Consider the following 26,063-nt stretch of genomic DNA (forward strand, 5'->3'; position numbering starts at 1 on the left):
CGTCAGCCGAGCGATTTCCTGAGATCGGCCAGCAGGCCTGCGGCGCCGGCTGAGATCAACTGGTGTTCCGAGCCTGTGGCAAGCAGTTGGAAGCCCATCTCGACGAAGCGTCCAGCGATCTTCGGATCGGTGACATAGATAGCGGCATGCTTGCCGGCGGCGCGCGTCCGCTTGGCGATTGCAGCCACCGTCTCCATCATGCCTTCGAGCGTGCCGTTGATCGTCTCGCCCTTGGACCAGGCGATGGAAAAGTCGCCAGGGCCGACAAAGATGCCATCGATGCCAGGGGTCGACAGGATGCCGTCAAGCGCCGCGACCGCGGCATGGGTCTCGACCATTGCAAATGATACGGTGCGAGCGTTGCTCTCCCTGAGCCACTTGACCGGGTCCTTGCTGCCTGCGCGGGGCGCAGCGAAGGTCGGCCCCCAGGAGCGCTCGCCCAATGGCGGATACTTCATCGCCGCCGCGAAGCGCTGTGCGTCTTCCACCGAATTGACCATCGGCGCGATGACAGCCTCGGCGCCGAAGTCGAGCGCACGGCTTGCCATGTCGAAGCGGCCAACCGGAACCCGGACGATTGCATGCTTGTTGGCGCGCAGGACTGGCGCAAGCGAGCGCAGCACACTGTCTTCGTTGTGGCCGCCGTGCTGCATGTCGAGGGTGACCGCATCGAACCCCTGCCCGGCAAGTATCTCGACCGTCAGCGCATCCGGCACGCCCGACCAGGCGGTGATGATGGTCTCGTTGGCGTGCAGTCTCTCGGCAAGCGACATTATTCTCTCTCCGTGTCGGGCGTCATTTCACCCGGAAGCGACCGGAGTCGCAAACAAAAACCGCCCGGAATCCGGGCGGTTCGTTGGTCCAGTCCGGCAAGGCCTGGAAAATCAGGTGTTCTTGACCTGCTCGATCGCCTGAGCCATCAGTTCGTCCATGGTGCGGCGGATCTGATGGTCGGACTGGTCGACGCCGGCGGCGTCGAAGTCGGCGCGGATCTTGCGGAACACGTCATGGTCGCCGGCTTCCTCGATGTCGGAAACGACCACTTCCTTCGCATAAGCGTCTGCATCGGCACCCGACTTGCCAAGCTTTTCGGCAGCCCAGAGGCCGAGCGCCTTGTTGCGCCGCGCATTCGCCTTGAAACGCAGCTCCTCGTCGAAGACGAACTTGCGCTCAAAACCTTCTTCGCGGTCCTTCATGTTGCTCATGGCAGTCCTCCAGGGAGTGGGAAATCGATTCGACTTCCGGTGCATATGATATCGTCTTCCTCAAACCAAAAGGCCGAGGCGCGGTCAATATCCCTCTTTTGCTCCGTTTAGCGCCATGGTGCGGCATTTCCGCAGCAAAAGGCGTTAATTGGCCGGAAATGATGATTGAGCAATGGCACCGATTGAGGTAGAGACCGCCCTGAAACCCACAGCCGCCGCGGCTTTGCGGCGTGAGAAAGGGACCGGTAGCTTGCCGTCCACCCTTCCAACCAGAGAAACAATCAAATGAAGAGTCGCCGCCGCATCTACGAAGGCAAGGCCAAGATCCTTTATGAAGGCCCCGAGCCGGGTACCCTGATCCAGTTTTTCAAGGACGATGCCACCGCCTTCAACAAGAAGAAGCATGAGGTCGTCGACGGCAAGGGCGTGCTCAACAACCGCATTTCCGAGCACATCTTCAACCACCTGAACCGCATGGGCATTCCGACCCACTTCATCCGCCGGCTCAACATGCGCGAGCAGCTGATCAAGGAAGTCGAGATCATCCCGCTCGAAGTTGTGGTGCGCAACGTCGCCGCCGGCTCGCTGGCCAAGCGCCTGGGGATCGAGGAAGGCACCGTGCTGCCGCGCTCGATCATCGAGTTCTACTACAAGGCCGATGCACTGGACGATCCGATGGTCTCGGAAGAGCACATCACCGCCTTCGGTTGGGCAAGCCCGCAGGAAATCGACGACATCATGGCGCTCGCCATCCGCGTCAACGACTTCCTCTCCGGCCTGTTCATGGGCGTCGGCATCCAGCTCGTCGATTTCAAGATCGAATGCGGCCGCCTGTTCGAAGGCGACATGATGCGCATCGTGGTTGCCGACGAGATTTCGCCGGACAGCTGCCGCCTGTGGGACGTCGCCACCCAAGACAAGCTCGACAAGGACCGTTTCCGCCGTGACATGGGCGGACTGGTCGAGGCTTACCAGGAAGTGGCACGTCGCCTCGGCATCATGAACGAGAACGAGACGCCCCGCCCTACCGGGCCGGTTCTCGTCAAGCACTGACCAGATCCAAGCACGGGCGCGAGTAACTTCGCGCCCGACTGTTTTCCAATTCGACCCCGGAGTGAAATGCCCGTGATCAAGGCCCGCGTCACCGTCACCCTCAAGAACGGCGTGCTCGACCCGCAAGGCAAGGCGATCGAACATGCGCTCGACGGCCTCGGCTTTGGCGGCGTCGGCTCGGTACGCCAGGGCAAGGTCTTCGACGTCGAAATCGACGGCGCCGACAAGGCGAAGGCGGAAGCCGACCTCAACGCCATGTGCGAGAAGCTTCTGGCGAACACGGTGATTGAGAATTATAGTGTGACGCTTATCTGAGGTTGCACCGGAGGGCCACGTGCCTGAAGTCACCAACGAGCTGATGTACGAGCTTTTGAAGCGCGTTCACGGCGATCTCTCGGAAATGAAGTTCGACCTCCAGGAGATCAAACGACGCATGACAGGTGCGGAAGAAGCGCTGGCTGGCGTGAACCGCAGACTGGATCGTCACGACGAACGGCTCGAACGCATCGAGCGGCGCTTAGAATTGCGTGAACTCGCCGAACCCCAGAGGCCTTACGAACCGAAATGAAATCAGCTGTCGTCCTCCTCCCCGGCCTCAACCGCGACCGCGACATGATTGCGGCGCTGACCAAGATTTCCGGCAAGGCTCCCGTCACCGTCTGGCAGACGGACACCGAGATTCCCGATGTCGACCTGATCGCCATTCCGGGCGGCTTCTCCTTCGGCGACTATCTGCGCTGCGGCGCGATCGCGGCCCGCATGCCGGTGCTGCGTGCGGTGGCCGAAAAGGCCGCCAAGGGCGTGCAGGTGGTGGGTGTCTGCAACGGCTTCCAGATCCTGGTCGAAGCCGGACTTTTGCCCGGCGCGCTGATGCGCAACACCTCGCTCAAATTCGTCTGCCGCGAAGTGAAGCTCGAGGTCGCCAACGCAAACACCGCCTTCACCCGCAACTACGCGGCCGGCCAGATCATCCGCTGCCCTGTGGCGCATCACGATGGCAATTATTTCGCCGATCCCGAGACGCTGAAGCGCATCGAGGGCAGCGGCCAGGTGGTGTTCCGCTACGCCGAGGGCACCAACCCGAACGGCTCGATCAACGACATTGCCGGCATCGTCAACGACAAGGGCAACGTGCTCGGCCTGATGCCGCACCCCGAAAACCTGATCGAGGCGGCGCATGGCGGCGAAGATGGCCGTGCCTTGTTCGAAAGCGCGCTCGGCCTTTCCAAGGCGGCCTGAGCGGCAAGCGTCCGGCATTCTCTCCAGTCATCCACTGCAAAGGCGGGCATCGGCGAATGAAGTCACTCCGGATTCTGGCGGCAACAGCCGCTGTCATCGGCCTGGCCGCCTGTAATTCGGGCCCGAAGACGCCAGCCCCCTCGGGCTCGGGCAAGAGCGCGTCGCTTCGCTCGATGGAACAGGTGGCGATCGCCGCCCATAAATGCTGGTTCGCCAGCAAGGACCCGGCCTTCAAGAAGTACCAGATGGCCAATGAGCTCAACAATTTCGGCGGCACGCCGCGCTTCCTGCTGGTGCCGGCCAAGCAGTATGGCGCCCGCCCGCTGCTGGTCGTGCAGGCGCGCGGCGCCTCCAGCCAGGTCGAGGTGTTCGGCCCGCTGATGGACGAAGCGCTCGGCGCCCGCATCGGCTCCGACATCAATCGCTGGCGCACCGGCGACGCCTCCTGCGGCGGAACCGCCTGAGGCATGGCACGGCCGCTGCAACTTGCGGGTCTGGCGATCGGTCTGGTCGGCCTGGCGCTGCAGTTTGCCATCACCATGCCCGCGTCGATTGCCGCCGGCCGCACCGTGCTCGGATCGGTCCTGTTCTATTTCAGCTTCTTCACCATCCTGACCAATATCGGCGTCGTCTTGGTGTATCTGGCCGCATCGCGCGATGCGAAATCCGGGCTGCTCGGCCTGTTTTCCAGTGCGCGGGCCCGCGGCGGCGTGGCCGTCGCCATTGCGCTGGTGATGATCGTCTATGCCACGATCCTCGCGCCACTCTGGCAGCCCGAGGGCCTGTTCCTGCTCTGCGACGTGCTGCTGCACTACGTCGCGCCGACCCTCTATCTCGCATGGTGGCTGGCCGCCGGTGCGGATGGCTCGACCAGGTGGAGCGACATCCCCTATTGGGTTGCCTATCCGCTGCTCTATCTTATCTATGCCCTGGCACGGGCGCCTATTGCGGGCGAGGTTCCCTACCCGTTCCTCGACATCGCCACCAAGGGTGCAACGAGCGTCGCGCTGTCGGCGCTGACGATGACCCTGCTGTTTCTTGTGCTGTGCGTCATCGCGGTTATTGCGGACCACGGCATTTCAAGCTTTAGGAAGGCCGCAAGGCCGAACTGACGGGAAAACCGATGACCATTCAGAACGACGTGAAGATCACCGGCGAACTCATCGCCTCGCATGGGCTCAAGCCGGACGAATACCAGCGCATCCTCGACCTTGTCGGGCGCGAGCCGAGCTTCACCGAGCTCGGCATCTTCTCGGCGATGTGGAACGAGCACTGCTCCTACAAATCGTCGAAGAAGTGGCTGCGCACGCTCCCGACCAAGGGCGACGTCGTCATCCAGGGCCCCGGCGAAAACGCCGGCGTGGTCGACATCGGCGACGGTGACTGCGTCGTCTTCAAGATGGAGAGCCACAACCACCCCTCCTTCATTGAGCCATACCAGGGTGCTGCGACCGGTGTCGGCGGCATCCTGCGCGACGTCTTCACCATGGGCGCCCGCCCCGTCGCCTCGATGAACGCCCTGCGCTTCGGCGCGCCCGACCACCCCAAGACCCGCCACCTGGTGTCGGGCGTGGTTGCCGGCGTCGGCGGCTACGGCAATGCCTTCGGTGTGCCGACCGTCGGCGGCGAAGTCAATTTCGATGCGCGCTACAACGGCAACATCCTGGTCAACGCCTTTGCCGCTGGCCTCGCCAAGACCGATGGCATCTTCCTCTCGCAGGCCAAGGGCGTTGGCCTGCCCGTCGTCTATCTCGGCGCCAAGACCGGCCGTGACGGTGTCGGCGGCGCGACCATGGCGTCGGCCGAGTTCGACGACAAGATCGACGAGAAGCGTCCGACCGTGCAGGTCGGCGATCCGTTCACCGAAAAGTGCCTGCTCGAAGCCTGCCTCGAACTGATGGCCTCGGGCGCCGTCATCGCCATCCAGGACATGGGCGCCGCCGGCCTGACCTGCTCTGCCGTCGAGATGGGCGCCAAGGGCGACCTCGGCATCGAGCTCGACCTCGACAAGGTGCCAGTGCGCGAAGAGCGTATGAGCGCCTACGAGATGATGCTGTCGGAAAGCCAGGAGCGCATGCTCATGGTGCTGCGGCCCGAGAAGGAACAGGAAGCCGAGGCGATCTTCGTCAAGTGGGGCCTCGACTTCGCCATCGTCGGCAAGACCACCGACGACCTGCGCTTCCGCGTCCTGCACCAGGGTGTCGAAGTCGCCAACCTGCCCATCAAGGAACTCGGCGACGAGGCGCCTGAATACGACCGCCCCTGGGTCGAGCCGGCCAAGCGCGGGCCGCTGGCGGTGGACGACGTTCCGCAGGCCGACGTGGCCGACGCTCTGCTCAAGATGCTCGGCGGCCCCGACCTGTCGTCGCGGCGCTGGGTCTACGAGCAGTACGACACCATGATCCAGGGCAACTCGCTGCAGCGGCCGGGCGGCGACGCCGGCGTGGTTCGTGTCGAGGGCCATGCCACCAAGGCGCTGGCGTTTTCGTCGGACGTGACGCCGCGCTATTGCGAGGCCGATCCTTATGAAGGCGGCAAGCAGGCGGTCGCCGAATGCTGGCGCAACCTGACCGCGACCGGCGCGCTGCCGCTTGCCGCCACCGACAACCTCAATTTCGGCAATCCCGAGCGCCCCGAGATCATGGGCCAGTTCGTCAAGGCCGTCACCGGAATCGGCGACGCCTGCCGCGCCCTCGGCTTCCCGATCGTCTCGGGCAACGTCTCGCTCTACAACGAGACCAATGGCCAGGGCATCCTGCCCACCCCGACCATCGGCGGCGTCGGCCTGATCGACGACTGGTCGAAGATGGCGAAGGCCTGCTTCGCCAGCGAGGGCGAAGTGATCCTTCTGGTTGGTGGCCCCGCCCAGTGGGGCAGCCACCTCGCGCAGTCGATCTACATGCGCGACATTCACGGCCGCACCGACGGCCCCGCGCCCGCCGTCGACCTCGAGCACGAGAAGAAGGTCGGTGACTTCGTGCGCAAGCTGATCCGCAACGGCACGGCAACGGCCGTGCACGACCTCTCCGACGGCGGCCTGGCCGTGGCACTTGCCGAGATGGCGATGTCCTCCGGCATCGGCGCCACGGTTCCCGGCCTCAGCGGCACCAACCCGATCCCGGTGTTCTTCGGCGAGGACCAGGGCCGCTACCTGGTCACCGTCAAGCTTGACCCGAAGTCGGCCGGCATGCAGGAGTTGTGGAATGAAGCCAAGGCGCTCGGCATCCACGCTCCGTGGATCGGAACGACCGGCGGCAAGGACCTGAAGCTGGGCGAAGCACGGGCCGTGAGCGTGGACGAGTTGACCTCGGCTCACGAATCCTGGTTCCCTCGGTTCATGAATAACTGAGTAGGAATACCGACATGGCAATGGATGCCCACGACATCGAAAAACTGATCAAGGAAGGCATTCCGGACGCCAAGGTAACCATCCGCGACCTCGCCGGCGATGGCGACCACTATGCCGCCGAGGTGGTGTCCGAAAGTTTCCGCGGCAAGAGCCGCGTGCAGCAGCACCAGATGGTCTACGACGCGCTGAAGGGCAACATGGGCGGCGTGCTGCACGCGCTCGCCCTGCAGACCAGCATTCCGGAGTAAGGCCCCCGGGCCTTGCCGACATGTCGCGCCGCCCAAGCTCTCCCGATAGCGAGATCGCGCGGCGCGCCTATGCCTCCTTCGCGGAGCGATATGACGCTGCCGCGCCGACCAAGCCGCACAACGCGCTCTACGAGCGCCCGGCGTCGCTTTCGCTTCTGGGCGACGTTGCCGGGCGCGATGTGATCGACGCCGGCTGTGGCTCCGGCATCTGCTCCGAGAAACTGGCACGCCGTGGCGCCCGCGTCCGCGCCTTCGACATCACGCCCGAAATGCTCGGTTTGGCCCGGAAGCGTTGCGCCGGCCTCGACGTCGATATCCGTGAGGGCGACTTGAGCAAGCCGCTCGATTGGCTCGCCAGCAACAGCGCCGACGCGATCCTGTGTTCGCTGGCGCTGGACTATGTGCGCGACCTCGCACCGGTTTTCTCCGAGTTTCATCGCGTCGCACGCCAGGGCGCGCACCTCGTCTTTTCAATGGGCCACCCGATGCGCGATTGGACCGATCCGCGCAGCCGCGGCGACGCCAACTACTTCGCGACCAATCTGTGGGGCCTGCATTGGGGCGGTTTCGGCGCCCCCAACCCGTATGTCGAATCCTACCGGCGCCCGTTGCAGGACATTCTGAATGGCCTGGCCGACGCCGGGTGGCGGCTCGATCGCTTTGTCGAGCCGCTGCCTTTGGCTGAAATGGAAGCGGTAGATCCCGAGCATTTCCGAGAATTGAGCTTCTCGCCTGCCTTCATCTGCGTGCGGGCGATCAAATAGCCATCTCGACATCGGCCGAATGGTCTCCTATTCATCGGCCACAGCGATCCGAAAACCTGCGAGCCAGCCCATGTCCTTCATTTCCGATCTTGTCGAAGGCGTCGTCGACGGTGCGCTGAAGGACATACTGAAGAAGACCACAGGCACGTCCAAGCGTACCCGCAGGCGCAAGCGCACGACGTCGACCAGTTCGGCGACACTGCGCCAGATCGAGAAGCTTTTGAGGCCAGCCAAGAAGCAGACGAGCCGCAAGCGCACCGTACGGTCGAGATCGAAGGTTCGGCGCCGCACCTAGGCGCCAGAACTGTCCGCAACGCCGCAGTCCGGTTTTCGGGTCGACAAACCGCTTGGAAAGCCCGACAGTTGCAACCACATAGTGGCAAGTGCTAGCAGTCTAGCGAACATGCCGGTACGTCACTCCGGCCAGATTGAGGTTTAGGGCGCCATGAGCGGAATCAACGAATACATCGATAGCGAAGTGAAGAGCCAGGATGTCGTGGTCTTCATGAAGGGCACGCCCGGCTTTCCGCAATGCGGCTTTTCCGGCCAGGTCGTCCAGATCCTCGACTACCTCGGTGTCGACTACAAGGGCGTCAACGTCCTGACCTCGAACGAGCTTCGCCAGGGCATCAAGGACTATTCCAACTGGCCGACGATCCCGCAGCTTTACGTCAAGGGCGAGTTCGTAGGCGGTTGCGACATCATCCGCGAGATGTTCCAGGCCGGCGAATTGCAGTCGTTCCTTCAGGAGAAGGGCGTCAGCGTCAAGGGCGCCGCCTGACCTAAAAAGTACCGGCTCCGGCCTGTTCCGGGGTCCCATTTGTGGCAAATGCGCCGGCTTGCCGGCGCATTTCCGTTTGAATCGGATTCCAGAATGGAACAGAAAGTCTCCCCGGGCGCCCAGCAGGGCGCATTCGCGATTCCGCGTTGGGAATTCATCGCCCTCGCCGCAGCCCTGATGGCCGTGAACGCGCTGGCCATAGACATCATGCTGCCTGGCTTGCAGGAGATCGGCGCCAGCCTCGGCGTCGAAAACGAAAACCACCGGCAATATGTGGTCACCGCCTATTTTGCCGGCCTGGCGCTGGCGCTGCTCGGCTATGGCCCGATCTCGGACCGCTTCGGCCGCCGTGCGCCGCTGATGTTCGGCCTGGGCATCTACGTGCTCGCTGCCTTCGCCGCAGCCTTCGCCCCGACCTTCGAGATCTTGCTCGCCCTGCGCTTCATCCAGGGCGTCGGTGCGGCATCGACCCGCGTGATCGCGGTTTCCGTCATCCGCGACCGCTTCGGCGGGCGCCAGATGGCCGAGATCATGTCGCTTGTCTTCATGGTGTTCATGATCGTTCCGGTCATTGCGCCGGGGATCGGCCAGGTGATCATGCTGTTTGCCGAATGGCACATGATCTTCATCGTCATGGCGCTTTCGGCAATGGCCATCATGTTGTGGGCGGCGATCCGCCTGCCGGAAACCATGCATCCCGAAGACCGGCGGCCACTGTCCTTGCTGTCGGTGGCACAGGGCTTCCGCACCGTGCTGACCACGCGCATGTCGCTTTGGTACACGCTCGCCTCGATGATCGTCTTCGGGGCGCTGTTCGGCTTCATCAATTCGGCACAGCAGGTCTATGTCGGCATCTACGGCCTTGGCGTCTGGTTCCCGGTCGTCTTCGCCGCCATTGCCGGCATGATGTCGCTGTCGTCGTTCCTCAATTCGCGGCTGGTGGTTCGGCTCGGCATGCGGCGGCTGTCGCATGGCGCCTTGATCGGCTTCCTGTTGGTCAGCGCTGTCTGGTTCGCCTGGTCGCTGACGGGACCGGTGCCGTTCCCGGTCTTCATCGTGCTGTTTGCGCTGGCGATGTTCCAGTTCGGCTGGATCGGCTCGAACTTCAATTCGATCGCCATGGAGCCGCTCGGCCATATCGCCGGCACGGCCTCATCGGTCCAGGGCTTCATGCAGACGATGGGTGGCGGCCTGATCGGCGCCGCGATCGGCCAGTCGTTCGATGGCACGACCATGCCCCTGGCAGCCGGGTTCTGCGGCGTCGCCGCACTTGGGCTGGTGATGGTGCTCATCGCCGAACGCGGCAAGCTGTTCCGCGGCCAGCACGACGTCAAGCCGGTGGTGACCGAGGTTCACTGAGCCGGCGACAGGCTCGCAAAGTCGAACAGCTTGCGGTCGAGCAGATGCGACGGGCGCGTATTGGCAAGCGCCCGCAGCATCGTGTCCTTGCGGCCCGGCATGCGCTTCTCGATGTCGTCGAGCATCGCCTTCATGACATTGCGCTGCAGCCCTTCCTGGCTGCCACACAGGTCGCACGGGATGATCGGGAACTTCATGCCATCGGCGAATTTCGCCATGTCGGCCTCGGCGCAGAAGGCAAGCGGCCGCAGCACCGTGACATCGCCTTCGTCGTTGAGCAGCTTGGGCGGCATGGCGGCAAGGCGGCCGCCATGGAACATGTTCATGAAGAAGGTCTCGAGGATGTCCTCGCGGTGGTGGCCGAGCACCAGCGACGAACAGCCCTCCTCCCGCGCGATGCGGTAGAGATGGCCGCGGCGGAGCCGCGAGCACAGCGAGCAATAGGTGCTGCCCTCCGAGAGCTTGTCGGTGACAATGGAATAGGTGTCGCGATACTCGATGCGGTGGGCGATGCCATTGGCGTTGAGATAGTCCGGCAGCACGTTCTTGGGGAAGTTCGGCTGACCCTGGTCGAGGTTGCAGGCGAGCAGGTCAACCGGTAGCAGGCCACGCCATTTGAGATCAAGCAGGACCGCCAGCAGCCCGTAGGAGTCCTTGCCACCCGACAATGCCACCAGCCAGCGCTCGCCGGGCCGTGCCATGGCATAGTCCTCGATCGCCTGGCGGGTCAGTCGCAACAGGCGCTTGCGCAGCTTGTTGAACTCCACCGAGGACGGCGCGTCACGGTAGAGCGGAAAGGAAGGCCCTTCCGGCTCGGCGAGCGCGTCCTGTTCGTGAATGCCCATCGGGGGTCGTCCTTCAATATCTGATGCGATGCCGTCATGGCGGCATACGCTATTGAAGGGGATATTTCGCAAAAACGCCTGCGGCGCAAGACGTGCCGCAGGCATGCACCCCAGACGAACGGAGCGGCCGTCGCCGGCCGCCCTCGCTGTTCGTGGCTTTCTCGAGCCTGATCGTCGGATCAGCCTGGCAGCCCGGGAACGGTGCGTATGACGGTACCCCATGGATCCTCGCGGCTGGTATCCGCCTTGGCATCCGCCGAGCGCATCTCGACCCAGGCAAGCCCGGTACGGGACTGGTCGCGCTTGCCGGCGCGTGGGCTCTGCCAGGAATTGGCCCCGATATGGTGGTGATAGCCGCCGGACGACAGGAATACGGCGCTGCTGCCGTATTTTGCCACGGTGTCGAAGCCGAACTCCTTGCTCCACCATTCCGCTGCCGTGGCGGCATCGCCGACGCGCAGGTGGACGTGGCCGACGATGCTGTTCTCGGGCGCGCCCTGCCAGGCGACCTCGCCGGCATCGGCCACGATCGAGGCGATGTCCAGTTGCTCGGTGGCCATGTCGACATGCGAGCCGCTCCACTTCCAGCGCTCATGCGGCCGGTCGGAATAGATCTCGATGCCGTTGCCCTCGGGATCGGTCAGATACAGCGCCTCGCTGACCAGATGGTCGGACGCGCCGTCGACCGGGATGCGCTTGTCGATGGCATGCTTGATCCAGCGCCCCAGGTCGGCGCGGGTCGGCAGCAGGAACGCGGTGTGGAAAAGGCCCGCGCTGCGCGGGTCGTCCGGCTGCGCCGCCTTGTCGGCTTCGATGTCGAGCAAGGCCCTGGTTCCGGCACCCAGCGTGATCGTCTCGCCGTCGCGGCCGAGTTCCTGCAAACCGACGACGTCGCGATAGAAATTGGCCAACGCCTCGGCGTCGCGCGCCTTCAGGCCGACGCGGGAAACGCTGATCGGGGTCGTCGCGGCGAAGGGAATATTGCTCATCTTGGGCTCCGTGCGGCCAACGGCTGTGCCTGCTCCCAATGCGAGGAGTGCAGCGCTGCCCACCAGTTTGCGACGTGTCAGTTCCAAAATCCACTCTCCGGCCAACACGGCTGTTTCGGTTTTGGATAGATCGGCCGGAACCAGTGTTCACACAAGACAGTAAAGACCGAACACGGCGTTCACCGTTTCGACATCAACATCTGAGGAATAGTTAGATGGCTGCGCGCGGCCGCCGATTGCCCAACCGGCATCGACGGTCTCAGGCGGCGGCAGACTGCGGCAGAACGAACGGCACGTTGGCTGCAGGCACGGCCCCCACGCGCAAGCGGCAGCCGAAAACCCGCTCGATCAGATCGTCGCTCAGCACCTCTCGAGGAGACCCTGTCGCGGCCAGCCGACCACGGTGCATGACGCAGATCTGGTCGGCGAACATCGCCGTCAGATTGAGATCGTGCAGGATGGCGACCACGCCGCCGCCACGGCGGGCAAAATCGCGGGCGATGTTCATGATGATCAGCTGGTGCTTGATGTCGAGGCTGGATACCGGCTCGTCGAGGAACAGATAGCGCGCCTGCCCGTCGAGCACCGGCGCCCAAACCTGGCACAGCACGCGGGCGAGTTGCACGCGCTGCTGCTCGCCGCCGGAAAGTTCCTGGTAATAGCGGCCGGCAAACCCTTCAAGGTCGACACGCGCCAGTGCGCGCTCCGGCAGCCGGTCATCCTCGCCGCGCAACACGCCCGACCTGCCACCCGTCACGCCAAGCTTGACGATCTCGCGGACGGTGAACGGGAAGGAAAGTGCGGTCGACTGCGGCAGCACGGCGCGGATGCCGGCCGCCTCCCACGGCTTGAGCGATGCAGCGTTGCAGCCATTGAGCGAGACGCTGCCGGCATAGGCGAGTTCGCCGGTCAGCGCTTTGAGGAAGGTCGTCTTGCCGGACCCGTTGGGTCCGACGATCGCCGCCAGTTCACCCGGGCGGACGGTGAAATCGACATCGCTGACGATGCGCTTGCTGCCGATGGACACTGAAACCTGGCGCGCTTCGATCATCTTTTTACCCTCAACAATACCTGGCGGCGACGCCGTTAAAGATCGACGACGCCGCGCTTGCGCAGCAGAATCCACAAGAAGAACGGGCCGCCGACTGCCGCCGTGACGATGCCGATCGGCAGTTCCGCCGGGGCAACGATGGTGCGGCTGACGGCATCCGCGAGCAGCAGCAGGCAGGCGCCCAGAAGTGCTGAAGCCGGCAGCAGGTAACGGTTGTCCGGCCCGATCGCCAAGCGCAGCAAGTGCGGCACGACGATGCCGATGAAACCGATGCCGCCGCTGACGGCCACGGATGCGCCGATGGCCGCCGAGACGGCGACGATCGCGACGTATTTCAGACGTTGCACAGGGACACCGAGATGGCTTGCCGTCGCCTCGCCCAGCGCCAGGGCATTGAGCCCCTTGGCCATGAACGGCGTGGCTGCAAGCGCAAGCGCGATGATCGGCCCCGCGGCGGCGATCTTCATCCATGTCGCTCCGGCGAGCGAGCCCAGCTGCCAGAAGGTCAGGTCGCGCAACTGCCTGTCGTCGGCCATGTAGACGAGGATGCCGGTCAGCGCGATGGCCATGGCCCCCAGCGCGATACCGGCCAGCAGCATGGTGGCGATCGACGTGCGCCCTTGCCGCGTCGCCACATTGTAGAGGATGATCGTCGTGATCAGGCCGCCGGCAAAGGCGGCGAGCGACAGCGCATAGCTGCCCAGCAGCGCCGTGAACGGCGCGAGGAACGTCGAGCCCAGCACGATCACCGACACTGCGCCGAGGCCAGCACCGGCTGACACGCCGACCAGGCCGGGATCGGCGAGCGGGTTGCGGAACAGGCCCTGCATCACCGCCCCCGAAACTGCGAGCGCAGCCCCCACCAGTATTCCCAGGATTACCCGTGGCAGGCGAATGTCGTAGACGATGATGCTGTCGCGCACCGACAGGGCCTCCTGCCCGGGCACGGCGCCGAACAGCCAGTTGCCGACGAGCCCCAGAGCCGAAGCATCCGAAGCGCCCCAGGTCAGGCTGACCAGCGCCGTGACCACCAGGGCCACGGCCAAAGCGCCAATGACAAGCAACGCCCGGCCCGAGCGGTCGCCACTGATGTAGCGGCCGCCCTGGTTCACGCCGGCCACGCCGGCGATCGTTTCATCCACCACAATGTCGACCTTACTTCTTGACCGCGTCGCCATAGAACGCAACGGCCAGGTCCTTCACGGCCCCGGCAGTGCGCGGGCCGAAGCCGAGCAGGTAGGCGCCGTCCATGCGGATGACCTGCTTGTTCTGGCCGGCTGGCGTCGATGCAATCGCCGGATGGGCATAGAGGTCGGCATTATCGATGGCCAGTTCGCCTTCGCGGTCCATCATCAGGATGATGTCGGGCCTTGCGGTGATCGCCGCTTCGTCGGTCAATTGCTTGTAGCCGGAGAAGCCTTCGACTGCGTTGACCCCGCCGGCCATGGCGATGATGCCGTCGGCCGCGGTGCTGTTGCCCGATGCGAGGATCTTGCCGCCCTGCAGGCTCAGGATGAACAGCACGCGCTTGCGCTCGTCCTGCGGAATGGCCTTGGTCAGCGCTTCGGCGTCGCTCAGCTGCTTGTCGACATCGGCGGCCAGCGTATCAGCTTTGGCATCGGCGCCCAGCGCTTTGCCGACGACGCGGATTTTGTCGATGATACCCTGGTGCGTAAAGCCTTCGGGAACGGAAATGAAGGGAACGCTCGCCTTCTTCAGGACGTCGAGCGCCTCCTTGGGTCCACTCCCTTCAAGCGCCAGGATGCCCGATGGATTGACCGACAGGACACCTTCCGGCGACAGCTGGCGCATGTAGCCGACATCGGGAAGCTTCAACGCCGCTTCGGGATAGACGCTGGTCGAGTCGCGGGCGACCAGCGCCCCCTGCTCGCCGAGCGCATAGACGATCTCGGTGATCGAGCCGCCGACGGCTGCGACCCTCGAGCGATCCGGCAGCACGTCTGCCCCTTCGGCGGTCATGCCTGCGACACTCGTCGCAAGCAGGACCGAGATGGAGAGCGCTGCCGCACGCGCCAGCGAATGGGTGATCGACATCGTCATTCTCCTTACGCCGCGTCCTGCTGCGGAGCGCCAGGCAGCTGTTCGACCAGGCTGCGCCATTCCTCGTGCTCGCCCTGGCCTTCCTTCCGCTTGCCGAAGAACTGGATGATCATGTCGCCATTGGCGTCATAGGCCTCGATCGAGGTGACGTGGCCGTCGGTGTTGGGCTTGCGCACCGCCCAGAGTTCCTGGACGTGATCGAGCCTGAGATGCAGGTGGAACGTCTCGTCGAGCACGTTGATCCACGGTCCCATCGGCTTGATGTTCTTCACCGGCCCGGAGTGGATCTGGATGCAGCCATGGTTGCCGACGAAGCACATGATCGGCTGCCCGCTTTCCACGGCCTTGTCGAACATGGTCGGCAGTGCCTCCCGGTCGAGCATCCAGGCATAGTCGCGGCCGACCATGCGCATGGCCTGCTGGCGGCCGAGCTTGAGTGAGCGCAGGATGCCGAAGAACTGGTGCACGTCGGTCATCGTGCTCCAGCGCTGCCGCAATTCGTCGACGTTCGCCGTGACTTCATTGACCGGCTTTTCGGCGACCGCGGGAACGATGGCGATTGCCGGATCCTGATTGTCGGCGCGCAGCACCTCTACCAGCTTCCGGTAGGCGTCGAGATTGGAAGCCGGACGCAGATGCACCTTGTGGACGGCGGTTCCGGCCGCGTCGAAGAACTGAAGGCTGCGGCGGATGTCGTCGCCGTCACGCTTCTCGACGGCGAAGCCATGGGCCCACGCGTTCGGGAAGATGCGCAGGTCGATGTTTTCGCCCAGCACCATGGCAGCCTGCTTGCCCTGCACGACCTTGTCGTAGACGCCGATTTTCTCGTGCACGGCACTTTCGTTGCGGGTCAGTGCCATGACCTCGCCGAGGGCCTCGATGTTGGCGAGAAAATCGTCGACGCGCGGTTCGATGCGAACGACACCCTCGCCGCAATGCGCGGCCACCAGCTCGGCTTCGGAAACGCCGAGCTGGCTGGCGAGGTCGCGCTCGCGCATCTTCGGGTTGTCGGTTCGCGCCCGCCTGATTTCGCTTGGGTTGGGCCTTACGCGCTGGTCCATTGAAACACCTACTTGTTGAGAATGAGTTTGCCCTGTCGGGTAATCTTCAGGCGGTAGAGCGAACCGCCATGGTCGATGCCGATCTCGAAATCGCCGAGAAACAGCGAATCGCTGGTCAGCGTCCTGACCGCCAGCGAACCGGCGATGGGACGCGCCGCAACCTGGCCTTCCGGCCGGCGGTATCCGTGGCGAAATTGCCCGGAACGGAAATGGTTCGGATTGTGCGAATTCATCTCATTGCACTCCTTTGTCCGTTCGCCGCGCCGGACCAGCCCGTCGAGGCCACGATGTGCAAATCTATTAGTTGACTCGCACATTCATGTTTACTAGTCAGTGCAATACCGGAGTGACTTAGTCAAGTTTTAAGACGCGTCGGGCAGGCGAAAAATGCAAGCGAGCGCGACGCGAGCCAGCAGGGACATTTTTGGAGTTGGGACATGGGGCTGGTTGCTCGGAACAAGGCTGCTCTTTTGGGCGGAGCGGCGATGGCGTTGCTGGTGGGAATGCACGCCGCCAATGCGCAGGAAGCGCAAACGAATGAACAGGACAAGAAAGGTCGCGTAACGATATTGCAGCGGCTGATCTTCGGCGCGGGCGCCGAAAAAGTGGCAATCGACACGCCCCAGTCGGTTTCCGTCATCGACCAGGACGACATCGACCAGAAGCAGGCCGAAACCATCGGCGAACTGGTCAAGACCATCCCTGGCGTCAATGTGTCCGGATCGGACCGCACGCTTGGCCAGACCTTCAACATCCGCGGCATCGGTGGCCCCGAAAGCGGTGGCGAAGAAGGCCGCATCATCGTCAACGTCGATGGCGCGACCAAATTCTACGAGCAGTACCGCATGGGCGGCCTGTTTACCGACACCGAACTCTACAAGCGCGTCGAAGTGCTGCGCGGGCCGGCGTCCTCGACGCTTTATGGCTCCGGCGCGCTGGGTGGCGTGATCAATTTCACCACCAAGGACGCATCCGACTTCCTGGCCGATGGCCAGAAGGGCGCCTTGCGGCTCAAGACCGCATTCGATTCGAATTCCGAAGGTGCGCTGGGCTCGGCCATCCTGGCGACCCGGCTGAACGACAATTTCGAGGTCCTGGCCGCGGGCAACTACCGCTATGCCAATTCGTATACCTCGGGCGACGGCACCGAAGTCCCCGGTTCGGAGATCGGCGCGCCGTCAGGCCTGCTCAAGGGAACCTACCGCTTCGGCGACAACAACGAGCAGGCGCTGCGCGCGTCCTACATGCACTGGCAGACCGACGAGAACGACCAGTACTACAACCAGACCGGCATCGACGTTCCGCCCGGATTCGGCACCGTCGACCGCAAGGTCACCGACAAGACGGCGATCATTTCCTACGAGAACCCGGCCTCGGACAATCCCTGGCTCGACCTCAAGGTGCAGGCGTCCTTCTCCGACACGGTCAACGACCAGTCGGACGCGACCCTGGCCTCGCTCAATCGCACGTTCGGCTACAAGACCTACCAGTTCAACATCCAGAACACCTTCGACTATGAAGGCGCCAACTTCGTCAATCACCTGACTGTCGGCTCACAGAGCAACTACCAAGAACGGACGACGTTGAAGTCGCTGTCGGGTACGCACCCGCAGGGCGAGCGCACCGCCACCGGCGCCTTCGTCCAGAACGAGTTCATCTGGGACGAGAGACTGACCCTGATCGCCGGTGCGCGCCTTGACTGGCAGAGGCTCGAGCCGACCGACATCGCAGCTGCTGCAAGCAAGGATCATACGGCCTTCTCACCCAAGATCGCAGCGCACTACAAGCTCAATGACACCTTCGCGGTATTCGGCTCGATCGCCCACACGGAACGCGTGCCGACCATCGACGAGGTGTTCGATTCGGCGCAGATCGGCAGACCCGATCTGAAGAAGGAACTGTCGAACAACTATGAAGCCGGTGTCGCCGTCTCGCTCTACGACCTGGCCCAGCAGGGCGATTCCCTGCAACTGAAGACCACCGGCTTCTACAACGACATCACCGACCTGATCACCGACAACGGTCGTCTTGCCAATCCGCGCTTCACCAACATTGGACAGGCCCGCATCTACGGCGCCGAAGTCGAACTGGGCTACGATTCGGACTATGTGTTCGGCAATGCCGCCTACTCCTATGTGATCGGCGAGGACCTGCTGAACGACACGGCACTGAACACCGTGGCGCCGCACGAATTTGCCTTCACCGTCGGCGGTCGCATGCCCGATCGCGATCTTTCATTCGGTTGGACCAGCAGGTTCGTGGCCGGACAGGACCGCGTCAGCGACTTGCCTAACATGCGCCTGCCAGTACCTTCTTTCTCAACCCATGACGTCTTCCTGACCTGGAAGCCGCAGGACGGCGTGCTGAAGGGCTTCGAGACCAACTTCCGCGTCGACAACATCTTCAACGAACAGTACCGCGAGTTCCTCTCGGGCACGGCCGGCAAGGGCCGCACCTTCAAGCTCACGCTCGCCAAGCAGCTGGATTGGTGACGCGATGACCAGACGAGCAAGGAACGGCCGTCCTCTGATCGCGGCTATGGTTGTTCTGCTCGCGGCAGCGGGCTCGGCGGGCGCCCAAAGCGCCCCGCCGGCCCCTGCCCTGGTGCTCGAGCTCAACGCGGCGCAACCCTCCGAAAAGGGTTGTCGCTTCACCTTCGTGGTGACCAACAATCTCGGCGCCGAGTTGTCCAAGGCGGCATTCGAGATCGCGCTGTTCAACGACGCCGGCGTGGTCGACCGCCTGACAGTGCTCGACTTCAAGGAATTGCCGTCCGGCAAGACCAAGGTCACGCGGTTCGACCTGTCTGGCACCGACTGCACCAAGGTCAGCCGCGTGCTGATCAACCAGGCCACCGATTGTACCGGTCCCGGCATCGCAGGCGCGGCCTGCCTCAAGTCCCTGCGCACCGAATCCAAGTCCGGCATCGCGTTTGGGATCTGAGGAACTACCTTGCCTAAACTCCCGTCATCTCGCGCACGACGCATCGAAAGGCACAAGCGCATGCTCGGACTGAACAAATTCGATCAGATGGTGAAACGCCAGGGCGACGGTCTCTTGCCGGAAATGCGCGAACTTTTCGAGCGCTTAGCGTGCATAAGGGCAAGCGCCAACGTCACGGAACTGGCAAGCTATCGCGATCAGTCCAGGGTTCAGTCCGGCCCGAACCCGGCCCCCGGCGGAGAGCGCTCCACCGCCAATGTCGTGTCGCTACGCAGCGTTCAGCAACGAAAGACCCGTTGAAAGGAAATATCATGTACATCGCAATGAACCGCTTCAAGGTCCAGAAAGGCTCCGAGACGGCCTTCGAGGACGTCTGGAAGAACCGTGATTCCTCGCTCAGCGAGATGAAGGGTTTTCGCGAATTCCACCTCCTGCGCGGCCCGGTCAATGAGGCCGAAGGCTATACGCTTTACGCCTCGCACACCGTCTGGGCGAGCCAGGACGATTTCGTCGCCTGGACCAAGTCGGAAAACTTCCGTGCCGCCCACAAGAACGCCGGCTCTGGAAAGGCGTCCTATGTCGGCCACCCGCAATTCGAAGGTTTTGCGGTCGTCGAAGGCGCCTGAGCGGTGACGGACTTTGCCCGCAGTATCCCCGTCATGCCCTCGCCCGACATCGGCGAGAGCCGCGATTTTTATCGCGACCGGCTTGGTTTCGAAGTCATCGGGCCTGAGATGGACGATTACCTGATCGTCCGGCGCGGCGAGATCGAGATCCATTTCTGGAAGAGCGACGACCGCAAGCTGCCCGAGGTGACCTCGTGCTACATCAGGGGCGGTGAGGTCCCAGCCCTTCACGCGGAATTCTCGGCGCGCGCTGTCGAGCGGCTGAGCCCGTTCACCGTGCGGCCGTGGAACATGAAGGAATTCTACATCCACGATCCGCACGGCAACCTGTTGCGGTTCGGATGCGCGCCCGAAGAAATCGAGGGGCAGGCCTAGACCTGCCCCATTTCGTTTCAGGCTGACGCCAGCAGACTGGCGTTGCCACCGGCAGCGGTGGTGTCGACGCAAACGGCCCGTTCATGGGCATAAGCGGCGGGATAGATCACCTCGCTCACCAGCGGCACGATCGGCCCCTTGCGCTCCGCGATCACCTTGCGGACGATGCGCATGCTCTCTTCCGTTCCCGAATAGGCGACGACATCGACAGCCAGCGCGCGGGCCTCGACCGGGTCGGGGCGGCCGTCGATAGCCGCGATCGGCAAGCCCTTGCCAAGAAGCGGCTGGACCGCCGCCGGCGCACCGGGAGCAACCGCCAGGACCGCATTGCCGGCGGCTAGCGCCTGGATAGCCTGGGCCAACAGCGTTTCCGCATCCGGCCCGAGGCAAAGCACGCGGCCGCGCGGATTGAGCGACAGTGTATTGGCCTCGCCCGTCGGCCCGGGCAGGTCGACCTGGCCGAAGTCGATGCTGGCGGCTGCGGCGATCGCAGCCGCGCCCTTGCCGCGCAGGTGCTTGCGCAAGATGGCGATGCGATCGGGCCTCGTCGCCCATTCGCCAGCATCGACGAGGTTGTCGACCAGTTCGGTTGCCGTGACCTTATGGCCTTCCGGCAAGACAGTGGCGGCTTCCGGCGCCTTGCGGAAACGCCTGAGATAGTGTGGCCCGCCGGCCTTGGGGCCGGTGCCGGACAGGCCCTCGCCGCCGAAGGGCTGCGAGCCGACGACGGCGCCGATCTGGTTGCGGTTGACGTAGATGTTGCCGGCGTGAATGCGGTCGACCATGTGCTGGACGCGGCCCTCGATCCGTGTGTGCAGGCCGAAGGTCAGGCCGTATCCCTTGCGGTTGATCGCGGAAATGACGCCGTCGAGTTCATCGGCCTCGAAGGTCGCGACATGCAGCACCGGGCCGAAGACCTCGCGCTCCATTTCCTCGATGCCCTTCACGCGGAAGACGTGCGGCGCGACGAAGCGGCCGTCGGCAGGCGCATCGAGCTTGGCGATGAGCTTGCCCTTGGCTTCCATCGCAGCACAGTAGTCCCGGATCGATGTCTGTGCTTCCTCGTCGATGACGGGGCCTACGTCGGTCGACAACTGCCATGGATCGCCGATCGTCAGCGCGTCCATGGCGCCCTTCAGCATCTCGACCATCTTCTTTTCTACGTCGGTCTGGACATAGAGCACGCGCAGCGCCGAGCAGCGCTGGCCGGCACTCTGGAACGACGAGGCCAACACGTCGCGGATCGCCTGCTCGGGCAATGCGGTGGAATCGACGATCATCGCGTTGAGGCCGCCGGTCTCGGCGATCAGCATCGCATCCGGTGCCGCCGTCTCGGCGAGTTGTTTCTCGATCAGCTTGGCCACTTCGGTGGAGCCGGTGAAGCAGACACCCGCAATACGCGGGTCGGCGGTCAGTGGTGCTCCGACATTGGGACCGTCGCCCGGCAGCAGCTGGATCACGTCTTCCGGCACGCCGGCCTCGCGCATCAGCGCCACCGCACGCGCGGCAATCAGCGGCGTCTGTTCCGCCGGCTTGGCGATGACGCTGTTGCCCGCCACGAGCGCCGCCGCGATCTGGCCGGTGAAGATAGCGAGCGGAAAATTCCACGGCGAGATACAGACGATGGCGCCGCGCGCCTCGGTGCCGGTTTCGGCCTTCTCGGCCTCGGCAGCGTAGTAGCGGAGGAAGTCGACGGCCTCGCGCACCTCAGCCACGCCGTCGGCCAGCGACTTGCCGGCCTCGCGGGTGGCAAGGGCAAAGAATTCGGCCGCGTTGGCCTCATAGAGATCTGCGGTGCGACGCAGGATCGCGGCGCGTTCGGCCACCGGCTTTTTGGCCCAGGCGGGCTGCGCCTCAATGGCGAAGCGCACGGCCGTCGGCACCTGCTTGGCCGCCGCCTCTGTCACCGTGCCGACGATGTCGCCCGGCCTGGCCGGGTTGATCACCTTGCGCGACGCGCCATAGCCGGCAGCGCGCGTGACGGGCTTTGCCGTCCACCTGTCGGCGCCCTTGAAGCTGTCCTTGGCCTTGTCGAGCGCCGCCAGGGTCACCGTATCGGTGATGTCCCAGCCCTTGGCGTTCTGGCGACCGGCGCCGAAGATCGCGGCGGGGACCGGGATCGACGGATTGGATGCCGCCCCTTGCGTCTCAACAGTGTCGAGCGGGTCACGGGCGATGTCTTCCGGCGCCACGTCCTCGTCGGTCAGCTGGTGCACGAAGGACGAGTTGGCACCGTTTTCGAGCAGGCGGCGGACCAGATAGGCGAGCAGGTCGGAATGCGCGCCGACCGGCGCATAGATGCGGCAGCGTGTGCCCTCGGCCTTGCGCACGGTCTCGTGCAGCGCCTCGCCCATGCCATGCAGGCGCTGGAACTCGAACGACGTGCGGTCCGTGGCCATCGACAGGATGGCGGCGACCGTGTGTGCGTTGTGGGTGGCGAACTGCGGATAGATGCGGTCCGTCATCGACAAGAGCTTGCGGGCGCAGGCCATGTAGGAGACGTCGGTGTTGGCCTTGCGGGTGAACACGGGATAGCCCGGCAGGCCCAGCGTCTGGGCGCGCTTGATCTCGGTGTCCCAATAGGCGCCCTTGACCAGGCGCACCATGATGTTGCGGTCGAGCTTGTTGGCGAGTGCATAGAGCCAGTCGATGGCGAAGGCCGTGCGCGGGCCATAGGCCTGCACGACGACGCCGAACCCGTTCCAGCCCTCGAGTTGCGGATCGGCCAGGACGCGCTCGATCACGTCGAGCGACAGGTCGAGCCGATCGGCCTCCTCGGCGTCGATGTTGAGGCCCATGCGGGCGTGCTTGGCGGCAAGGCACAGCGACAGCAGGCGCTCGGCCATCACCGGCAGCATCTCGTCCCGGTGCGAGACCTCGTAGCGCGGATGCAGCGCCGACAGCTTGACCGAAATGCCGTGGTTGTAGCGGATGTCGGGACCGTTGGTGCCGTTGTCGAGCGACGAGATCGCTTCGGCATAGGCGCGGTGGTAGCGCAGCGCGTCGGCTTCGGTGCGGGCAGCCTCGCCCAGCATGTCGAACGAGTAGAGATAACCCTTCTGGATCATCGAGCGGCCGCGCTTGACCGCCTCTGTGATGGTGCGGCCGAGCACGAACTGCTCGCCCATTTCGCGCATGGCAGCCGCAACCGCAGTGCGGATGACCGGCTCGCCCAGGCGGCGCACCATCGAACGCAGCGTGCGCTCGATCGAGCCCTCGCCCTCGTCGAGCACGCGGCCGGTCAGCATCAGCGCCCAGGTCGAGGCATTGACGAAGATCGAACTCGAACCACCCGAATGGGACGACCAGTCGTGCGGCGCGATCTTGTCCTTGATCAGGTCGTCCATGGTTTCGGTGTCGGGCACGCGCAACAGCGCTTCGGCCAGGCACATCAACGCCACGCCCTCCTTGGTCGACAGGCCGTAGGCGGAGAGGAAGACCTCCATCAGCCGCGGATCGGTCGATCCGCGCACCGCGCGCACGAGGTCGGCGGCGCGGGCGGAAATCGCCTTGCGGTCCTCGACCGAAAGATTGGCGGTTGCCGAAAGCCTTTTCAGCGCGTTGGCTTCGTCTGGGAGGTAGTTGGCGCGGATTTCCTGGCGGATGGCGTCGAGCGCGGGCATGATGTTCCTGTCGAGCGGTTGAGGCTGTGCCCGGCGGGAAACTCGCTGCCGAGCCTTTGTCGAAAACTAACACAACACCCCGGATATGGCCGGTCCAAAAAATTCGACTTTGCAGATCAAATCATCTACGATCTGGCGTTCAAATCCCTCATTAACGCTGCATTTCTCATGACTGAAGACCAATTGGACCGCATCGACCGCAACATCATGTTCGCCCTGACGCGCGATGGCCGCCTGTCGATGGCTGAGCTTGCCACAAAAGTCGGACTTTCCAAGACCCCGGTCCAGGCAAGGGTCAAGCGGCTGGAAAAAGATGGCTACATCAAGGGCTACCAGGCGGTCATCGACAGCGAGCGCATGGGCGAAGGCCACGTCGCCTTCGTCCAGGTCAAGCTGTCGGATACCCGCTCGGCCGCGCTCGACGATTTCAACCGCGCGGTGCACGCCGTGCGCGAGATCGAGCAGTGCCACATGATGGCGGCGAGTTTCGACTATCTGCTCAAGGTGCGCACCAAGGACATCGCCGCCTATCGCCGCGTGCTCGGCGAGCGCATCTCCGCCTTGCCCCATGTCGCCCAGACCTCGACATTCGTGGCGATGGAAACGGTCAAGGACCGCTGATCAGTCCGACAGGGTCTTGAGGAACGCCACCAAGGCGGCGCGCTCGCGGTCGGAAAGCTGGAGCGGGTGGATTTCCGTCTCGCCCTCGATGCTCGCTGCGGCCTTGGCGTAATGGTCAACCACTTGCTCCAGCGTGGCGAACTGGCCGGCATGCATGTAGGGAGCGCGGCCGGCGACACCGCGCAGCGACGGCGTCTTGTAGGCGCGGATCAGTTCCGGCGAACTCTTCTGCATGAAGCGCAGCTCGCCGCATGCCTCCTCGTCGCCGTCGCGAAATTTTCCAAGACAGTTGAACGGATCCGCGCGCACCTCGTCCACGACCGCGATGCGCCCCCGATCGACAGGCAGGCCGACGACCGGCGGCACGCCGGTGTTGTGGAAGTGGTTGTCGGTGAAGCGCGGACCGGTGTGGCACGTCGAGCAACTGGCCTTGCCGATGAACAGCCGCAGGCCCGCCTCCTCTTCCTCGGAGAGCGCGGCATCGCCCGCCGGTGCGGTGCCCCTGGCAAGGGCATCGGCAAACCGATCGAAGCGGGTCGGCATATGAACCAGCGAGCGCTCGAAAGCCGCCATCGCCTTGCCTATATCGGCGAACACAAGGTCGACCCCATCGCGTTGCTTCTCCGTCATCGCTGCCCAGGCCGCCCGCTCGGACGGCGCGCCGAATGGCCCGGCATTTGCCGGCAGTCCCGTGAGATCAGGCAAAGGCCGGAAGATTCGCTCATAGCGTTCGCCAAAGCGGCGCTTGATGTAGTGCGCATAAGAAGTGCGTGTACCGGCATGCTCGAGCGGGTTTTCCAGCGGCACCAGTGCCTGCGACCACAGGCTGTCCCTCCGGCCGTCCCAGAAGAAGAACGGATCACGCGCCACGCCCGCCAGCGGCATCGTGCGCCGGTTGGTCTCGGCCACGCCGATACCGCGCGGAAGGTCGTCCTGAAACTGGCGGTCGATCTTGTGGCAAGTGCCGCAGGCGACGTTGCCGTCGCGGCTCATCCCGGTATCGAAGAACAGCGTCGCGCCCAGCGCCGCAGCGCCCGGATCGTCGGCGAAGCGGTTGGTCGGATCCGGCGGCAAGGGTGCGAGCGCCGACAGCGACATCAATGCGATCGTACGCTTCTCGACGTCGGTGAATTCAGGCTGGCCGCACCCACCAAGCAATGCCGTCAGCGATACGGCCATTGCCAGTCTGCGGAGCGACGTCCTGTTCATTTCCTCACAGCACAAGGTTGAACGTGGCTTCGTCGGCCCCTGCTGGCGCCGTGATGCCGAACTTCAGCTGCCACCAGCCGGTCATCGAAAACTTCATGCCCTCGATGCGGTAGCGGCCATCGCCGAGATAGGATGTCGCCTCCGGGCTGGTCGGCAGGCCATGGGCATGCTCCGGCATGCCGCCGCCTATCGTGAAGCTGGCATTGTCGACCGGAGCGCCCTGCCGCGTCGTCACAGTCACGACCCACGAATGCAGGTCGCCTTGCTTCGGCTCGCCGGATTCCGGCGCTATGGCGATGGAATAGAGCCCCTTGAGAGAGGTTTTCGCGCGTGCAAGATCGGGTCCAGGTGCCGCAGGCGCAGTCAGGAAAACGACCGCCAGGAACCCGATTGCCAGCGCCACCAGGCCGAATGCCCCGACCACCATGCGCCCAGTCGAACCCATCTGCCCTCCACATCATACCGTCAACGAATGTCGCCGGCCCATCCGTCCCGCCGCCGATTCACAGACCGCAACATGGCGCAGCGGCGAACGGAACGCCATTCAGGAAACGACAGCGCGGCAGCCCCGGAAAACTCAAGGAAAAAGCAGTCAGAACAACGGCCTGCCTGCCTTTTCGGATTCCGTTTCTCAGAATTCAAGCAAAGAAAACGCGCGGAC

At 64.1% G+C, this 26,063-nt stretch carries 30 protein-coding genes; 18 read left to right on the forward strand and 12 right to left on the reverse strand.

Annotation, left to right across the window (positions count from 1 at the left end; all coding sequences use genetic code 11):
* Positions 1 to 2: 2 nt before the first annotated feature.
* Both GGR00_RS02225 and GGR00_RS02230 read right to left on the reverse strand, forming a co-directional pair.
* On the reverse strand, positions 3 to 773 hold the full coding sequence (locus GGR00_RS02225) for an HpcH/HpaI aldolase family protein (RefSeq protein ID WP_055968975.1): 771 nt from the start codon (positions 771 to 773) through the stop codon (positions 3 to 5).
* A gap of 111 nt (positions 774 to 884) precedes the next feature.
* The gene (locus tag GGR00_RS02230; RefSeq protein ID WP_055968978.1) at positions 885 to 1,205 is read right to left on the reverse strand and encodes a DUF1476 domain-containing protein; all 321 of its coding nucleotides are present in this window, start codon (positions 1,203 to 1,205) and stop codon (positions 885 to 887) included.
* A gap of 285 nt (positions 1,206 to 1,490) precedes the next feature.
* Here GGR00_RS02230 and purC point away from each other — a divergent pair, with 285 nt between their 5' ends.
* The 12 genes from purC (at position 1,491) to GGR00_RS02290 (ending at position 9,998) form a co-directional block, all read left to right on the forward strand.
* The gene (purC, locus tag GGR00_RS02235) at positions 1,491 to 2,258 is read left to right on the forward strand and encodes a phosphoribosylaminoimidazolesuccinocarboxamide synthase (RefSeq protein ID WP_018427486.1); all 768 of its coding nucleotides are present in this window, start codon (positions 1,491 to 1,493) and stop codon (positions 2,256 to 2,258) included.
* 72 nt (positions 2,259 to 2,330) lie between these two features.
* Positions 2,331 to 2,573 carry a phosphoribosylformylglycinamidine synthase subunit PurS gene (gene purS / locus GGR00_RS02240; protein WP_055970572.1) on the forward strand — a complete coding sequence of 81 codons (243 nt, stop codon included), beginning with the start codon at positions 2,331 to 2,333 and terminating at the stop codon, positions 2,571 to 2,573.
* Positions 2,574 to 2,592: 19 nt separating this feature from the next.
* A complete protein-coding gene (locus tag GGR00_RS02245; protein WP_055968981.1) occupies positions 2,593 to 2,826 on the forward strand; it encodes a hypothetical protein in 234 nt (77 codons plus the stop codon).
* Entirely contained in the window at positions 2,823 to 3,497 is a 675-nt protein-coding gene (gene purQ, locus GGR00_RS02250) for a phosphoribosylformylglycinamidine synthase subunit PurQ (protein WP_055968984.1), read from the forward strand. The genes GGR00_RS02245 and purQ overlap by 4 nt, the downstream gene beginning before the upstream one ends.
* A gap of 56 nt (positions 3,498 to 3,553) precedes the next feature.
* Complete coding sequence (locus tag GGR00_RS02255; RefSeq protein WP_055968987.1) at positions 3,554 to 3,961, forward strand: YajG family lipoprotein; 408 nt, start codon at positions 3,554 to 3,556, stop codon at positions 3,959 to 3,961.
* Positions 3,962 to 3,964: 3 nt separating this feature from the next.
* Positions 3,965 to 4,609, forward strand: coding sequence for a Pr6Pr family membrane protein (locus GGR00_RS02260; protein WP_055968990.1), 645 nt, complete (start codon positions 3,965 to 3,967; stop codon positions 4,607 to 4,609).
* An 11-nt stretch (positions 4,610 to 4,620) separates the two neighbouring features.
* On the forward strand, positions 4,621 to 6,846 hold the full coding sequence (gene purL, locus GGR00_RS02265) for a phosphoribosylformylglycinamidine synthase subunit PurL (protein WP_055968993.1): 2,226 nt from the start codon (positions 4,621 to 4,623) through the stop codon (positions 6,844 to 6,846).
* A gap of 14 nt (positions 6,847 to 6,860) precedes the next feature.
* Entirely contained in the window at positions 6,861 to 7,094 is a 234-nt protein-coding gene (locus GGR00_RS02270; protein ID WP_055968997.1) for a BolA/IbaG family iron-sulfur metabolism protein, read from the forward strand.
* A 20-nt stretch (positions 7,095 to 7,114) separates the two neighbouring features.
* Positions 7,115 to 7,858, forward strand: coding sequence for a class I SAM-dependent DNA methyltransferase (locus GGR00_RS02275; protein ID WP_184697596.1), 744 nt, complete (start codon positions 7,115 to 7,117; stop codon positions 7,856 to 7,858).
* A 70-nt stretch (positions 7,859 to 7,928) separates the two neighbouring features.
* Entirely contained in the window at positions 7,929 to 8,153 is a 225-nt protein-coding gene (locus GGR00_RS02280; protein ID WP_055969003.1) for a hypothetical protein, read from the forward strand.
* Positions 8,154 to 8,303: 150 nt separating this feature from the next.
* Complete coding sequence (gene grxD / locus GGR00_RS02285; protein ID WP_184697601.1) at positions 8,304 to 8,639, forward strand: Grx4 family monothiol glutaredoxin; 336 nt, start codon at positions 8,304 to 8,306, stop codon at positions 8,637 to 8,639.
* 93 nt (positions 8,640 to 8,732) lie between these two features.
* On the forward strand, positions 8,733 to 9,998 hold the full coding sequence (locus GGR00_RS02290; protein ID WP_210314937.1) for a multidrug effflux MFS transporter: 1,266 nt from the start codon (positions 8,733 to 8,735) through the stop codon (positions 9,996 to 9,998).
* Here GGR00_RS02290 and ttcA read toward each other — a convergent pair.
* The 7 genes from ttcA to hemP form a co-directional block, all read right to left on the reverse strand.
* Positions 9,992 to 10,843 carry a tRNA 2-thiocytidine(32) synthetase TtcA gene (ttcA, locus tag GGR00_RS02295; RefSeq protein WP_184697604.1) on the reverse strand — a complete coding sequence of 284 codons (852 nt, stop codon included), beginning with the start codon at positions 10,841 to 10,843 and terminating at the stop codon, positions 9,992 to 9,994. The two genes, GGR00_RS02290 and ttcA, sit on opposite strands and share 7 nt — an antisense overlap.
* A gap of 179 nt (positions 10,844 to 11,022) precedes the next feature.
* On the reverse strand, positions 11,023 to 11,919 hold the full coding sequence (locus GGR00_RS02300; protein WP_377864547.1) for a VOC family protein: 897 nt from the start codon (positions 11,917 to 11,919) through the stop codon (positions 11,023 to 11,025).
* A 172-nt stretch (positions 11,920 to 12,091) separates the two neighbouring features.
* Entirely contained in the window at positions 12,092 to 12,883 is a 792-nt protein-coding gene (locus GGR00_RS02305) for a heme ABC transporter ATP-binding protein (RefSeq protein WP_055969011.1), read from the reverse strand.
* Positions 12,884 to 12,918: 35 nt separating this feature from the next.
* Entirely contained in the window at positions 12,919 to 14,028 is a 1,110-nt protein-coding gene (locus GGR00_RS02310; protein ID WP_343065507.1) for a FecCD family ABC transporter permease, read from the reverse strand.
* A gap of 10 nt (positions 14,029 to 14,038) precedes the next feature.
* Positions 14,039 to 14,944, reverse strand: a complete 906-nt coding sequence (locus GGR00_RS02315; protein WP_055969017.1) for a heme/hemin ABC transporter substrate-binding protein — start codon at positions 14,942 to 14,944, stop codon at positions 14,039 to 14,041.
* Between the two features lie 5 nt (positions 14,945 to 14,949).
* On the reverse strand, positions 14,950 to 16,005 hold the full coding sequence (locus GGR00_RS02320; RefSeq protein ID WP_055969020.1) for a hemin-degrading factor: 1,056 nt from the start codon (positions 16,003 to 16,005) through the stop codon (positions 14,950 to 14,952).
* Positions 16,006 to 16,013: 8 nt separating this feature from the next.
* Positions 16,014 to 16,238, reverse strand: a complete 225-nt coding sequence (gene hemP, locus GGR00_RS02325; RefSeq protein WP_055969023.1) for a hemin uptake protein HemP — start codon at positions 16,236 to 16,238, stop codon at positions 16,014 to 16,016.
* Between the two features lie 204 nt (positions 16,239 to 16,442).
* Here hemP and GGR00_RS02330 point away from each other — a divergent pair, with 204 nt between their 5' ends.
* From GGR00_RS02330 to GGR00_RS02350, 5 genes are read left to right on the forward strand one after another with little or no spacing between them, the layout of a single operon-like run.
* Positions 16,443 to 18,497: a TonB-dependent receptor domain-containing protein gene (locus GGR00_RS02330; protein ID WP_200943429.1), complete on the forward strand. Its 2,055-nt coding sequence runs from the start codon at positions 16,443 to 16,445 to the stop codon at positions 18,495 to 18,497.
* A 46-nt stretch (positions 18,498 to 18,543) separates the two neighbouring features.
* On the forward strand, positions 18,544 to 18,948 hold the full coding sequence (locus GGR00_RS02335) for a hypothetical protein (RefSeq protein ID WP_244487717.1): 405 nt from the start codon (positions 18,544 to 18,546) through the stop codon (positions 18,946 to 18,948).
* 60 nt (positions 18,949 to 19,008) lie between these two features.
* Positions 19,009 to 19,248 carry a hypothetical protein gene (locus GGR00_RS02340; protein ID WP_055969029.1) on the forward strand — a complete coding sequence of 80 codons (240 nt, stop codon included), beginning with the start codon at positions 19,009 to 19,011 and terminating at the stop codon, positions 19,246 to 19,248.
* Positions 19,249 to 19,259: 11 nt separating this feature from the next.
* Positions 19,260 to 19,574 carry a heme-degrading protein HmuQ gene (gene hmuQ, locus GGR00_RS02345; RefSeq protein ID WP_055969032.1) on the forward strand — a complete coding sequence of 105 codons (315 nt, stop codon included), beginning with the start codon at positions 19,260 to 19,262 and terminating at the stop codon, positions 19,572 to 19,574.
* A gap of 3 nt (positions 19,575 to 19,577) precedes the next feature.
* The gene (locus tag GGR00_RS02350; RefSeq protein WP_244487718.1) at positions 19,578 to 19,949 is read left to right on the forward strand and encodes a bleomycin resistance protein; all 372 of its coding nucleotides are present in this window, start codon (positions 19,578 to 19,580) and stop codon (positions 19,947 to 19,949) included.
* 17 nt (positions 19,950 to 19,966) lie between these two features.
* Here the strand turns inward: GGR00_RS02350 and putA are convergent, their stop codons facing one another.
* Positions 19,967 to 23,572, reverse strand: coding sequence for a bifunctional proline dehydrogenase/L-glutamate gamma-semialdehyde dehydrogenase PutA (putA, locus tag GGR00_RS02355; RefSeq protein ID WP_184697612.1), 3,606 nt, complete (start codon positions 23,570 to 23,572; stop codon positions 19,967 to 19,969).
* A 168-nt stretch (positions 23,573 to 23,740) separates the two neighbouring features.
* Here putA and GGR00_RS02360 point away from each other — a divergent pair, with 168 nt between their 5' ends.
* Complete coding sequence (locus tag GGR00_RS02360; protein ID WP_055969041.1) at positions 23,741 to 24,193, forward strand: Lrp/AsnC ligand binding domain-containing protein; 453 nt, start codon at positions 23,741 to 23,743, stop codon at positions 24,191 to 24,193.
* On the opposite strand, the gene GGR00_RS02365 is transcribed toward GGR00_RS02360, so the two are convergent.
* Positions 24,194 to 25,372 carry a cytochrome-c peroxidase gene (locus GGR00_RS02365; RefSeq protein ID WP_246441253.1) on the reverse strand — a complete coding sequence of 393 codons (1,179 nt, stop codon included), beginning with the start codon at positions 25,370 to 25,372 and terminating at the stop codon, positions 24,194 to 24,196.
* Between the two features lie 34 nt (positions 25,373 to 25,406).
* Positions 25,407 to 25,847: a FixH family protein gene (locus GGR00_RS02370; protein WP_055969047.1), complete on the reverse strand. Its 441-nt coding sequence runs from the start codon at positions 25,845 to 25,847 to the stop codon at positions 25,407 to 25,409.
* Positions 25,848 to 26,063 lie beyond the last annotated feature (216 nt).

The sequence above is a fragment of the Aminobacter aganoensis genome (genome assembly GCF_014206975.1).
Classification (GTDB): Bacteria; Pseudomonadota; Alphaproteobacteria; order Rhizobiales; family Rhizobiaceae; genus Aminobacter; species Aminobacter aganoensis.